Annotated in this window: 12 protein-coding genes; 2 read left to right on the top strand and 10 right to left on the bottom strand. The window is 69.1% G+C overall.

Annotated elements, in window-relative coordinates:
* Window positions 1-13 precede the first annotated feature (13 nt).
* The 6 genes from E0W80_RS00535 to E0W80_RS00510 all read right to left on the bottom strand — a co-directional run bounded on the left by E0W80_RS00535 (window position 14) and on the right by E0W80_RS00510 (window position 6,758).
* Window positions 14-778: a class I SAM-dependent methyltransferase gene (locus E0W80_RS00535; RefSeq protein WP_131490905.1), complete on the bottom strand. Its 765-nt coding sequence runs from the start codon at window positions 776-778 to the stop codon at window positions 14-16.
* Window positions 775-2,034, bottom strand: coding sequence for an MFS transporter (locus tag E0W80_RS00530; protein ID WP_131490904.1), 1,260 nt, complete (start codon window positions 2,032-2,034; stop codon window positions 775-777). The genes E0W80_RS00535 and E0W80_RS00530 overlap by 4 nt, the downstream gene beginning before the upstream one ends.
* The gene (locus tag E0W80_RS00525; RefSeq protein WP_047523926.1) at window positions 2,031-2,807 is read right to left on the bottom strand and encodes a fumarylacetoacetate hydrolase family protein; all 777 of its coding nucleotides are present in this window, start codon (window positions 2,805-2,807) and stop codon (window positions 2,031-2,033) included. Before E0W80_RS00525 ends, E0W80_RS00530 begins: the two co-directional genes overlap by 4 nt.
* Window positions 2,808-2,935: 128 nt before the next feature.
* Entirely contained in the window at window positions 2,936-4,036 is a 1,101-nt protein-coding gene (locus E0W80_RS00520; protein WP_131490903.1) for a branched-chain amino acid aminotransferase, read from the bottom strand.
* Window positions 4,037-4,096: 60 nt separating this feature from the next.
* The gene (locus E0W80_RS00515) at window positions 4,097-5,140 is read right to left on the bottom strand and encodes a 3-isopropylmalate dehydrogenase (RefSeq protein ID WP_131490902.1); all 1,044 of its coding nucleotides are present in this window, start codon (window positions 5,138-5,140) and stop codon (window positions 4,097-4,099) included.
* Between the two features lie 82 nt (window positions 5,141-5,222).
* The gene (locus E0W80_RS00510; protein WP_131490901.1) at window positions 5,223-6,758 is read right to left on the bottom strand and encodes an MFS transporter; all 1,536 of its coding nucleotides are present in this window, start codon (window positions 6,756-6,758) and stop codon (window positions 5,223-5,225) included.
* Window positions 6,759-6,853: 95 nt separating this feature from the next.
* Here E0W80_RS00510 and E0W80_RS00505 point away from each other — a divergent pair, with 95 nt between their 5' ends.
* On the top strand, window positions 6,854-7,396 hold the full coding sequence (locus E0W80_RS00505) for a TetR/AcrR family transcriptional regulator (protein WP_131490900.1): 543 nt from the start codon (window positions 6,854-6,856) through the stop codon (window positions 7,394-7,396).
* Window positions 7,397-7,464: 68 nt separating this feature from the next.
* On the opposite strand, the gene serA is transcribed toward E0W80_RS00505, so the two are convergent.
* The 3 genes from serA to E0W80_RS00490 form a co-directional block, all read right to left on the bottom strand.
* Window positions 7,465-9,069 (bottom strand): phosphoglycerate dehydrogenase, encoded by a 1,605-nt coding sequence (serA, locus tag E0W80_RS00500; protein WP_131490899.1) that lies wholly within the window; start codon window positions 9,067-9,069, stop codon window positions 7,465-7,467.
* 122 nt (window positions 9,070-9,191) lie between these two features.
* The gene (locus E0W80_RS00495; protein ID WP_047523921.1) at window positions 9,192-9,527 is read right to left on the bottom strand and encodes a hypothetical protein; all 336 of its coding nucleotides are present in this window, start codon (window positions 9,525-9,527) and stop codon (window positions 9,192-9,194) included.
* Window positions 9,524-9,988 carry a hypothetical protein gene (locus E0W80_RS00490; RefSeq protein ID WP_131490898.1) on the bottom strand — a complete coding sequence of 155 codons (465 nt, stop codon included), beginning with the start codon at window positions 9,986-9,988 and terminating at the stop codon, window positions 9,524-9,526. The genes E0W80_RS00495 and E0W80_RS00490 overlap by 4 nt, the downstream gene beginning before the upstream one ends.
* A gap of 85 nt (window positions 9,989-10,073) precedes the next feature.
* Between E0W80_RS00490 and E0W80_RS00485 the strand changes: the two genes are divergently transcribed.
* A complete protein-coding gene (locus E0W80_RS00485) occupies window positions 10,074-11,012 on the top strand; it encodes a hypothetical protein (RefSeq protein ID WP_131490897.1) in 939 nt (312 codons plus the stop codon).
* Between the two features lie 14 nt (window positions 11,013-11,026).
* On the opposite strand, the gene E0W80_RS00480 is transcribed toward E0W80_RS00485, so the two are convergent.
* Window positions 11,027-11,689: a GntR family transcriptional regulator gene (locus tag E0W80_RS00480; protein ID WP_131490896.1), complete on the bottom strand. Its 663-nt coding sequence runs from the start codon at window positions 11,687-11,689 to the stop codon at window positions 11,027-11,029.
* Window positions 11,690-11,753: the final 64 nt, after the last annotated feature.

Here is an 11,753-nt window from a genome sequence, read left to right as displayed (position 1 = left end):
CGGGTCGCGGCGCTCAGCGACCGGCGCTCACCGCGATCGCCGCACGATGCTCCAGCGGCAGCGATCCGCGCACGCTCCGCTCCTCCACGACGGTGTCGAACGCGGTTCGGAAGCGCTGCCGCTCGGCCTGGTCGAGACCGGCGTAGAGAGCACCCGCACCGGCCACTCCCCCGTCGACCGAGAGCCAGAGCGAATCCGGGTCCGCGTTCCAGATCCAGTCGATCTCGGTGACCGCGACGTGCGGGAGTCCCGCCTCGTGCAGCATCCGCCCGAATCCGTCAGACGTCCGCTCGAAGTCCTCCGCGTCCGAGAGCCGTGCGCCGACGAACGGCGCGATCCCGGCACGCTCGGTGATCTCGGCCCAGAGCCAGGAAGGCGAGAGGGTCCAGACCGTCGCCACGACGACACCCCTGCTGACTCGTCGCAATTCCGCGGCGGCAGAGCGCGGAGAGTCGACGTGATTGAGCACGAAGTTCGCGATGGCCACGTCGAACTCTCCCTCCGCGAACGGCAGTGTGGGCAGGGCGCCGTCGATCGTCTCGATCCGAGGGTGCAACCGGCGGGACGCCGCGCGCATGGTGGGTTCCGGCTCACATGTCGTCACCGTCCATCCGTCGGCCGCCCACCTCGCTGCGAGCGTGCCGTCCCCCGCACCGACGTCGACCAGACTGCGACCGTTCCCTTCGCCCAGCACCTCCCGCATCGCCGAGAAGGTGCCCGCGCAGAGCGCGGCGTAGGAAGCCGAGTACGCGTCGCCGACGCCGGACCAGTCCTTCACCGTGCTCCGGAACGAGCCAGCGGAGCCAGCGCCACGATCGCGATGACCAGCACGAAGGCGGCGACCCCGAGCCCCGCGTACTGGAAGTTCGCCAGCACCACTCCCGCGAGCACCGAACCCGCCGCAGCGGACAGGCTCATCAACGAGTCGCTGCGGCCCTGCCTGCGCGTGCGGAGCTCAGGCGCGGACGCCTCGGTGAGGAGCGCGGCACCGGCCACCGTCGCGGCGCTCCACCCCAGACCGAGCAGGATGAGGGCGACCATCACGCCCCAGGCCTCGGTGCCCGTGAAGACCGCGAAAGCCAGCGCCCCCGCGAGGAGCGCCTGACCGAGGAGGACGACCTGGAGCCGGCCCCACCGGTCGGCGAGCACCCCGAAGACGGGCGACAGCGCGTACATGCCGCCGACATGGAGCGCGATCGTGATACCGACCAGCGCGGAGACATCCGCCGGGCTCGGCGCCATCCCGCCGGCGCCATGCGCCATGTGGGACAGGTGGACGGGGGTCATCGCCATGACCGATGCCATGACCACGTGAGACCCCGCGATCGCGAAGATCGCGTAGCGCGCGACCCGAGGCCGGTCCGCGACCGCGGTTCCCGTGACGGCGGCGGACGACTTCGCGAGACGCTGAGCGGCCAGCAGAGGATCGGGCCGCAGCGCGACGATGTAGAGCACGAGCGCCGCGCACTGCGCCACGAACGAGAACAGATAGGAGCCCGTCTGCGGAGGCATCCCGACCGCCTGCCCGACGATCTCGCCCGGTCCGAGCAACAGCGGGCCGGCGACACCGCCGATGGTCGTCGACCAGACGACGATCGACAGGTCGCGACCACGATGCTGCGGTGCGGCGAGATCGGTGGCGGCGAACCGCGACTGCAGGTTCCCCGCGTTGCCCGCCCCGATCAGCAGGATCCCGACGAGAAGCAGAGGGAAGACGCGCAGGGAGGCGGCGACGATGACGACCGCGATACCGACGAGCGCGAAGAGGTTGCCGAGGGTGAGCGCCCGACGCCGTCCGACGTGCGCAGCGAGGCGGGCGAGCGGGATCGCGCACGCGGCCGCTCCGAGCGTCACGGAAGCCGTGGCCAGCCCGGAAAGCGCATCGTTGCCCGAGATGTCCGCGGCCAGGAGCGCGCCGAGGGAGACCGTCGCACCGAATGCGATGCCGCCGAGGACCTGTCCGAGCGACAGCACCAGGACGGTTCGCCGCTGGACCGCCGTCTGCTGCGCCGCCGTCAGGGCGACGGTCGTCATGGCACGGGAACGGCGTTGCGCGCGGTGTTGCGAAGGATGCCGAGTCCGGAGATCTCGACCTCGACGACGTCACCCGCCTCGAACGTGCCGACCCCGGCCGGCGTGCCCGTCATGATCACATCGCCGGGGAGAAGGGTGAAGACGGCGGAGGCGTACTCGATGATCGCCGGCACCGAGTGGATCATGTCGGTGAGTGGGGCGTGCTGGCGCACCTCGCCGTTCACCCGCGTCTCGATCGTCGCGTTGGCCGGATCGAAGTCCGTCTCGATCACCGGTCCCAGCGGGCAGAAGGTGTCGAATCCCTTGGCCCGCGACCACTGGCCGTCCTTGCGCTGCAGGTCCCGCGCGGTCACGTCGTTGCCGATCGTGTAGCCGAGCACGTAGTCGAGCGCGTTCTCGGCCTTCACGTTCTTCGCGATCTTCCCGATCACCACGACGAGCTCACCCTCATACTCGGTGCGCTCCGAGAGCGAGGGACGCACGATCGCATCACCCGGTCCGATCACGGACGTGTTCGGCTTCAGGAACAGCAGCGGTTCCTCCGGGGCCACTCCCCCCATCTCGGCGGCGTGATCGTGATAGTTCTTCCCGACGCAGACGACCTTCGACCGCGGGATCACCGGAGCGAGCAGCGCGGCGTCGGCGAGGGGCACACGAGCGCCGGTCGTCTCGTACCCGGTGAACATCGGATCCCCCGCGAGGACGACGAGTTCGCGCTCGTCGATGATCCCGTACATGATGGCTTCGTCGTGGCTGAACCGGGCGATCTTCATGGTGTCCAGCCTAGCGAGCACGGCACCCTGCACCGAGACCCCCCAACGCCGCCGAGACCCCGTCCTGCGTGCGCCGAGACGACGGGGTCTCGGCGAGAGGACGGGGTCTCGGCGTCGGGGGTCCGGCGTCAGGCGTCGAGGCGCAGGAGCCAGCCGTGCTTGTCCTTACGGCGTCCGTACTGGATGTCGGTCAGCTCTTCGCGCAACGAGAGAGCGAGTTCTCCCAGCGGCTGCGGCTCGTCGAAGCCGTCGCCCACGAGCGCGCCGATCGGGGTGACGACGGCGGCCGTGCCGCACGCGAACACCTCGACGATGTCGCCCGATGCCACGCCTTCACGCCACTCGTCGATCGAGATCGGACGCTTCTCGACCGTGTACCCGCGGTCCTCCGCGAGCTGCAGCAGCGAGTCACGGGTGATGCCCTCGAGGATGCTGTCCGACTCGGGGGTGACGACGCGGCCGTCCTTGAACACGAAGACCACGTTCATGCCACCGAGCTCCTCGACGTCGCGCTTCTCGTTCAGGAACACGACCTGGTCGCAGCCCTGAGCACTCGCCTCGCTCTGTGCGAGCAGGCTCGACGCGTAGTTGCCGCCGGTCTTGGCCTTGCCGGTGCCGCCCTTGCCCGCACGGGCGTATTCCTCGGAGAGCCAGATGCGCACCGGCTTCACACCGCCGGAGAAATAGGCGCCCGCGGGGCTGGCGATGACGTAGTAGGCGACCTTCTGCGCGGCGCGGACGCCGAGGAAGGCCTCCTTGGCGAACATGAACGGACGCAGGTAGAGGCTCTGGTCGGCCCCGCTGGGTACCCAGCGACCGTCGACCGCGATCAGCTCGCGCAGCGACTGGATGAAGTACTCGGTCGGAAGCTCGGGCAGCGCGAGGCGGCGGGCGCTGGCCTGCAGGCGCGCGGCATTGCGGTCGGGGCGGAAGGTGTGGATCGAGCCGTCGGCGTGGCGGTAGGCCTTGATGCCCTCGAAGATCTCCTGTGCGTAGTGCAGGACGGACGCCGCGGGGTCGAGCGGGATCGGTCCGTACGGCTGCACGCGGGGCCGGTGCCAGCCGCCCTTGACCGACCAGCAGATGTCGACCATGTGGTCGGTGAAGACCACACCGAAGCCCGGATTCTCCAGCACCTCGGCCAGCCGCGCGGGCGACGCGGCGGTCAGGTTCTTCGTGACGGCGAACTCCAGGGGAGCCACGGTCGCCTCGGCATCGATGGTCGTCATCTCATCATCCATTCCTCGTGGGTGGGCGCATCCTCGCGCCCGTTCAGCCTACGCCTGCGGTCAGAGTCGTGCGGTGATCGCAGAGCCGATCTCCGCGGTCGCGCGCGCCCCGCTGCGGGCGGCGATGTCGGCCTCCACCGCAGCGCTCACCCGCGCGGATTCGATGGAGAGGCCGAGGTGGTCGAGCAGCAGCGCGATCGAGAGGATCGCCGCCGTCGGGTCGGCCTTCTGCTGACCGGCGATGTCGGGGGCGGAGCCGTGCACGGGCTCGAACATCGAGGGGAAAGCGCCATCGGGATTGATGTTGCCCGAGGCGGCGAGGCCGATGCCGCCCGTGACCGCTCCGGCGAGGTCGGTCAGGATGTCGCCGAACAGGTTGTCGGTGACGATGACGTCGAAGCGCGAGGGGTCGGTCACCAGGAAGATCGTGGCCGCGTCGACGTGCAGGTAGTCGACCGTGACCTCGGGGTGCTCGGCCGCGATCTCGTTCACGATGCGCTGCCAGATGGCTCCGGCGTGGACGAGCACATTGGTCTTGTGAACGAGCGTGAGCTTCTTGCGGCGACGCTCCGCGAGCTCGAAGGCGTAGCGCACGACCCGCTCGACACCGAATGCGGTGTTCACGGAGGTCTCGTTCGCGACCTCCTGCGGGGTGCCCTTGCGGATCGCCCCGCCGTTGCCGACGTACGGCCCCTCGGTCCCCTCGCGGACCACGACGAAGTCGATCTCCCCCGGCGCGGCCAGTGGTCCGGGAGCTCCGACGAAGAGCTTGGAGGGACGCAGGTTCACGTAGTGGTCGAGCGAGAAGCGCAACCGGAGCAGGAGTCCCCGCTCGATGTTCGCGTCTTTCAGTCGCGGGTCCCCCGGCGTTCCGCCGACGGCGCCGAGCAGGATCGCGTCGTGGGCGGCGATGGCGGCGAGGTCGTCATCGGTGAGCGTGTCGCCGGTCTCCAGGAAGCGGCCGGTGCCGAGCGAGAAGCGGGTCTTCTCGAACACGACGTCGCTCGCCGCGGTCACGGCGTCGAGCACCCTCTCCGCCTCGGCGATGACCTCGGGACCGATGCCGTCACCGGGGATGACGGCCAGCTTCACGACACGCGACATGACACTCCTTGCGCACTGCACGGGGATGGACCGGCCCAGACCTGCCGCAGGGCGGGGCGGGCCGATCCTCCCAGCGTACTGGTCAGTGCGAGGGGGCTTTGCGCAGTGTGACGGCGGCGATCACCCCGGCGACCACGACGAGCCCGGCCCCGATCAGCGACGTCACCGTCACACCGGAACCGAATGCGTCGGCCGCCGCGTCCCACAGGGCCGTCCCCAGCTGCGCCGGGAGCTCCTGCGCGGCGGTGTAGGCACCGGCGAGGGTCTCCTCCGCCGCGTGGGCGACATCGGCGGGCAGACCTGCCGGAAGCACGAGAGCGCCGCGGTAGAACGCCGTGATGATGCCACCGAGCACCGCGGTGCCGAGCACCGCCCCGAGCTCGTACGCCGTCTCCGAGACCGCACTCGCCGCGCCTGCCTTGGCCGCGGGAGCGCTCGAGAGGATCAGCTCGTTGGAGATCGTCTCCGCCGCGCCGATGCCGATGCCCAGCACCACGAACGCCACCACGAGGGGGAGGACGCCGTGCTCATGCGTCGTGAACGCCACGATGAGGTAGCCGGCCACCGAGAACGCGAGCCCGGCGGGGACCACGATGTGCGGCGGCACGCGGCGCGAGACCGGCACGACGGAGAGCCCCGCCACGATCATCGCGAGCATGCCGGGGACCAGTGCGATGCCGGCCATCATCGGCGACAGGCCGAGGACCAGCTGCAGGTGCTGCGACACGAAGTACAGGAAGCCCACCAGCGCGACCACGCTGAGCAGGTTCACCAGGATCGCGCCGGAGAAGGAACCGCGCCGGAACAGCGCCATGTCGAGCATCGGGCTCTTGGCCCGCAGCTGACGACGGACGAACAGGTAGCCCATGCCGAAGCCGAGCAGAGCCCAGGCGCCGGCGGTGAGGCTCGGGCCGTCCACCGCGAGGGACTTGATCGCGTAGACCACCGGGATCATAGTCGCCATCGACAGCGCGATGCTGATCAGATCGATGCGACCCGGGTTCGGATCACGACTCTCCGGCACCAGCAGCGGTGCGGCGATGAGCAGGGGGATGAGCACCGGAACGGCGATCAGGAAGACCGATCCCCAGGCGAAGTGCTCGAGCAGGATGCCGCCCACGATCGGACCCAACGCCGACCCGGCGGAGAACGCCGATGCCCAGACCGCGATCGCCATGCGGCGCTGATCACGGTTGCGGAAGATCGACCGGAGGAGGGAGAGCGTCGACGGCATCAGCATGGCGCCGAAGAGACCCAGGAGCGCACGGGCGGCGATCAGCAAGCCGGCCGTGGGCGCGAAGGCGGCGAGTGCGGATACGGCGGCGAAGCCGGTCGCCCCGATCAGCAGCATCTTCCGACGTCCGAACCGGTCACCCAGGGTACCCATCGTGACGAGGAGTCCCGCGAGCACCAGCGGGTACACATCGATGATCCACAGCTGCTCCGCACCGGTGGGCGCGAGCGCGATGGAGATCTCAGGGAGCGCGAAGCTCAGCACCGTGTTGTCCACCGACACCAGAAGCACCGGCAGCATGAGGACGACGAGCGCCGCCCAGCCACGGGCTCCGACACGGGGAGCATCCGTCTCTGTCGTCGGGATCGACGCAGTACGGGTCATGGAACACCTCTCAGGATCGTGATCGACGGTTAGTGAACCGTCCGGCTGGTATAGTAACAGAATCCCGACCGCTCCCCCTGTGCAGAGGACCCACGATGCCCCGACCTCCCCTCGCTCGCGAGAAGGTGCTCGACGCCTTCGAAGCGATCCTCATCGAAGACGGCGAGCGTGCCGCGACCCTCGACGCGACCGCCAAGGCAGCAGGGGTCTCCAAGGGTGGTCTGCTGTACCACTTCGGCTCGAAGGAAGAGTTGGAGATCGGCCTGGTCGAGCGCCTCGACCACCTCACGACAGCGGACCTCGAGCGGATGACGGCAGCCGAGGAAGGGCCCGTCGCTTACTACGTGCGCACCTCGGTGATGGAAGACGACGCCCTCGACCGTGTCCTGATCGCGACGACGAGGCTCGCACAGGGCGGCTCGATCGCTGCGGCCGACATGCTGCGCGAAACACGGCGACGTTGGGCTGAGACGATCCGTCCGCACGTGCGCGACAACGCGAGCCTCGACCTCGTGATGCTCGTCAGCGACGGCCTGTACTTCAACAACTCCCTCGACGTGCACGGCCCCGAACGCCTGGTTCCCCGAAGCGACGAGCTCAAGGACCTGATCGCGCTGGTGCTCCGAGCCACGGCCTGACGGTCAGAGAGACGCGAGAGGGCGGGAGCATCTCGCTCCCGCCCTCTCCCGTCTGTCGCGTCGAGTGATCAGACCTCGGTGATCTCGATCTGCCGGAAGAGGTCGGCGTCGATCGCGGCGCTCACGTCCTCGAGCAGCTCCTCCGACACCGGCGAGTCGAGCGTCAGCACGCTGAGCGCCTGCGCGCCCGCCGCCTGACGCGCGATCTGCATGCCGGCGATGTTGATGCCTGCTTCGCCGAACTTCTGCCCGTACACCGCGACGATGCCGGGGCGGTCGGTGTAGAGCATCACGACGTGGTGCTGCTCGATCGGCAGTTCGAGCGCGTGATCGTTGATCCCGACCAGCTTCTCCGTCTGCTTCGGCCCCGTCAGGGTTCCCGAGACCGACAGCTGGGTCCCGTCGGACAGTGCGCCCGTGAGCGTGATGACGTTGCGGTACTCGTCACTCACGTCGTCCTTGATCAGACGCACGGCGATCCCGCGCTGTTCGGCGAGGAGCGGGGCGTTCACGTACGAGACGGTCTCACTCACGATGTTCGTGAACACGCCCTTGAGCGCGGCGAGCTTGAGAACGCTCACGTCGTAGTCGTTGAGCTCGCCGTGCACCTCGACGTCGAGACTCGTGAGAGGCGAGGTCGCCAGCGAGGCGAAGATCTGGCCGAGCTTCTCGACCAAGGAGATGCCGGGGCGCACGTACGGGTCGATCACGCCACCCGCGACGTTCACCGCGTCCGGCACCAGGTCTCCGCCGAGGGCGAGACGCACCGAGCGGGCGACCGAGACGCCTGCCTTCTCCTGCGCCTCCTCGGTGCTCGCGCCGAGGTGCGGCGTGACGACCACGTTGGGCAGGTCGAGCAGCGGGCGCGCGGTCCCGCCTTCCACGGGAGGCTCGGTCGTGAAGACATCGAGCCCGGCGCCGGCGATCTCGCCGGCGACGAGCGCCGCGTGGAGCGCTTCCTCATCGATCAGTCCGCCGCGGGCGACGTTGACCACGAACGCCGTCGGCTTCATGGCCTGGAACTGCGCGGCACCGATCATGCCGGTGGTCTCCGGCGTCTTCGGCATGTGGATCGTCAGGAAGTCCGACTCGGCCACGAGCTCGTCGAGGGAGAGGAGCTGCACACCGAGCTGCTGCGCGCGGGCGGACGTGACGTAGGGGTCGTAGGCGACGACACGCATGTCGAAGGCCGCGAGGCGCGCGGCGACGAGGGCGCCGATCCGGCCGAGGCCGACGATGCCGACCGTCTTCTCGAACAGCTCGGCGCCGGTGAAGGAGCTGCGCTTCCACGCGCCACCGGAGAGCGAGGCATGTGCGGCGGGGATACGGCGGGCGAGGCTCAGGATGTGGCCGACCGTGAGTTCCGCCGCGGAGACGATGTTGGACGTCGGCGCGTTCACGACCATGACGCCCGCTGCGGTGGCTGCCTTGATGTCGACGTTGTCGAGACCGACGCCCGCACGGGCCACGACCTTGAGCTTCGGCGCGTGCGCCAGCGCCTCCTCGTCGATGCGCGTCGCCGAACGCACCAGCACGGCGTCAGCGTCGGCGAGTGCCGCGAAGAGCGCCTCGCGATCGGTACCGTCGACGTCGCGGACGTCGAAGTCGGGGCCGAGTGCCTCGATCGTGGCGGGAGAGAGAACTTCGGCGATGAGCACGACGGGCTTCGGCACAGTGGATCCTTCGGGGCAGCGCGGCAGGCGGGAGGGGCCGATGCGCCGCACACCATGGGGGCGCGATCGCGTCAACTCTACCCGAGGGCTCGGGGCGCTCCGCGCCGTGTGACGCCCGCGACTCAGGCGCTCGGCATCGTCAGGCTGAGCGCGATCAGGCTCATCCAGAACACCGCGACGACACCGAGTCCGGCCAGGAAGACGAGGAGGAGCTCCCCCACTCGCCGACGACGGCCGATCAGGTACGCGAAGACGAAGACGATCGCGGGGAACGCGACGCCGAAGAGCAAGGTCGCCCACCCGCCGGCGGTCAGTCCCGTCTGCGCCATCGTGATCAGATGCGCGACGGCGTTCCACACCGCGTATGCGTAGAACAGTCCGGCCAGGCCGACGACCAGGCCGACGAGCCAGCGCGGCGAACCGGCGGACACCGGCTCCGTGGTCGGGGATGCGCTCATGATCCGACCACCCCCACGGTGACGAAGGGCCAGGGAACCAGCAGGACGACTCCTGCGAGCAGCACGGCGACGCGGATCCACGAAGCCCTCCCCCTGGTCAGGACCCAGCTCGCGAGGAACCAGAGCGCCGGCGCAGCGATCGCCAGGACGAACCAGGGCAGGAACATCGCATCGGCGACCAGGAACGACGCCAGTGGCCGCAGACGCAGTCCGCCGACGATCCATCCGACCGTGTAGAGGAGATACACGCCGCCAACGATGCCGAGGATCAGCAGCATCGGCGTGCTCAGGCCGGCCTGTTCATCCGACCGGGCGGGAGTGATCGTTCCGTCCCCCTCGATCGTGCCGACGTCGCGACTGCCTTTCCCGACGGCGTTCCAGCCAGGGGGCAACGCGGGATCCTTCGGCGCGGAAGCCTCGTCGCCATCCCAGGTGAGGGCGTCGTCGGAGTCGGAAGTCATGCCCTCTAGCGTAGGACACCCGGTCCACTATGCTCAGGGTTGCCTTGAGCTGGAACGGCGGGCATCGGAGGGGAAAGGGAGCACCGTGGCCGAGAGTGACGACACCGACGCGCGGATCGAACCGTCCGCGACGAATGCGACTCCGGAGCCGCCCTCCGGCTGGACTCCCACTGCGGAAGCAAAGGCCAGGGCCACACGCTTCCGGTGGATCGCCGCGGTCCTCTGGGCGGTCGCGATCATCGGCGAGGGTGTCGGCATCTTCTGGCTCCTCCGCCAGCGCGAGTTCGTCGGCGAGGACGGCACTCTGCTCCGCGATCCCGACACCGGCCTGTTGGAGGAACAGGGCGTCACCGCGACGTTCCCGCAGTGGGCATTCGTCGCCCTGCTGGTGCTGCTGGTCGTCATCGCGGCGCTGTCCATCACCGGATCGGTGCTGTGGAAGAAGGCGAACCGCCTCGACCCCGCACGCAAGTCCGACAAGACGCGTTTCTTCGTGCAGAACCAGCTCGGCGCGATCATCGCGGTGGTCGCGTTCCTGCCCTTGGTCATCCTGATCTTCCTGAACAAGGACATGGACAAGGGACAGAAGACCACGGCCGGCATCGTCGGCGTGGCTCTCGCGGCCCTGGCTGTGTTCATCGGCGTCGACTTCGATCCGCCGTCCGTCGAGCAGTACACGGCCGACCAGTCCGCCGTGATCCTGCTCCTCGGCAAGGACGAGGTCGTCTGGGTCGATGGCGGCAAGGTGTACCACGTGTGCGATGAGGTGTCGGCGATCCAGACCGGGAGCGAGATCCGCACGGGCACGACGGCGCAGGCGGTCGAAGCGGGGAAGATCCGGCTGACGCTCCAGTTCACGTCCGAGCTCCGGGCGTGCGGGCTCCCCGTTCCCGAGAACGACGAGGAGATCACCGAGGCACTGCGCGCGATCCAGGCCGGCCAGACCGACACCGTGCTCCCCGCCCCGGAATGGACAGATCCCTCCGAGGCACCGATCGTCGTGGAGGAAGCGCCGGCGGAGTGACGACGGGCGCGACGCTAGTCCGCGTCGAGCGCCTCCACCAGCCGCTCCTCGGCCGATGACAGGTGAGCGTCGAGGAGGACTGCTGCTCGCTCCCCGTCTCCCGAGGCGACCGCAGCCAGGATGTCGCTGTGCTGCGCCGCGATCGCCGCCGCGTCGAGCAATCGTCGACCCTGCACCTGCGCCATGCACAAGCGCACTTCGTCGAGGACGCTGCGGTACATCCGAGCGGTGCGTTCACTGTCGAGCGCCTCGATGAGAGCGGTGTGGAATCGCAGGTCGGGCGCGACGGTCGCCGGGTCCGGCCCCGACGGCATCGCGAGGAGCTCCGCGTTCGCCTCGACGGCCGCGCGTGGCACCGTCCGCGTCACCGCGAGGTCGCGAAGGGCGGCGCTCTCGAGCCGCGTCCTGGTGCGATAGACATCCCGCACCGTCGCAGAATCGATCCCGACCACGCGCGCGCTGCGATGCGCCGTTCGCACCAGGAGTCCGCTCGCGACGAGCTGCTCGATCGCCGCCTTCGCGCTGGGACGGGCCACTCCGAAGGACTGCGACACAGCCGCTTCCGTGATCGGATCCCCGGAACGGATCTCGGCACGGAGGATACGGCCGCGCAACTGAGCGGTGACAGCATCCACGACGCCGACGATCCCCAGCGTTGCGTCCGAAGCGGTGGTCATGCGGGTCAGCCTATCGAAGCATCCAGGTATCGGTACACTTGTCTGACAATCTTTCGACGGAGCA

Source organism: Microbacterium sp. PI-1 (assembly GCF_004337555.1).
Lineage (GTDB): Bacteria > Actinomycetota > Actinomycetes > Actinomycetales > Microbacteriaceae > Microbacterium > Microbacterium aurugineum.
This window is presented reverse-complemented; position numbering and strand designations above follow the sequence as displayed.

Excerpts from the sequence above, each read along its gene's own strand:
- E0W80_RS00530 (WP_131490904.1), bottom strand. The coding sequence starts at position 2,034 with ATGACGACCGTCGCCCTGACGGCGGCGCAGCAGACGGCGGTCCAGCGG.
- E0W80_RS00525 (WP_047523926.1), bottom strand. The coding sequence starts at position 2,807 with ATGAAGATCGCCCGGTTCAGCCACGACGAAGCCATCATGTACGGGATC.
- E0W80_RS00520 (WP_131490903.1), bottom strand. The coding sequence starts at position 4,036 with ATGACGACCATCGATGCCGAGGCGACCGTGGCTCCCCTGGAGTTCGCC.
- E0W80_RS00515 (WP_131490902.1), bottom strand. The coding sequence starts at position 5,140 with ATGTCGCGTGTCGTGAAGCTGGCCGTCATCCCCGGTGACGGCATCGGT.
- E0W80_RS00510 (WP_131490901.1), bottom strand. The coding sequence starts at position 6,758 with ATGACCCGTACTGCGTCGATCCCGACGACAGAGACGGATGCTCCCCGT.
- E0W80_RS00505 (WP_131490900.1), top strand. The coding sequence starts at position 6,854 with ATGCCCCGACCTCCCCTCGCTCGCGAGAAGGTGCTCGACGCCTTCGAA.
- E0W80_RS00495 (WP_047523921.1), bottom strand. The coding sequence starts at position 9,527 with ATGAGCGCATCCCCGACCACGGAGCCGGTGTCCGCCGGTTCGCCGCGC.
- E0W80_RS00490 (WP_131490898.1), bottom strand. The coding sequence starts at position 9,988 with ATGACTTCCGACTCCGACGACGCCCTCACCTGGGATGGCGACGAGGCT.
- E0W80_RS00480 (WP_131490896.1), bottom strand. The coding sequence starts at position 11,689 with ATGACCACCGCTTCGGACGCAACGCTGGGGATCGTCGGCGTCGTGGAT.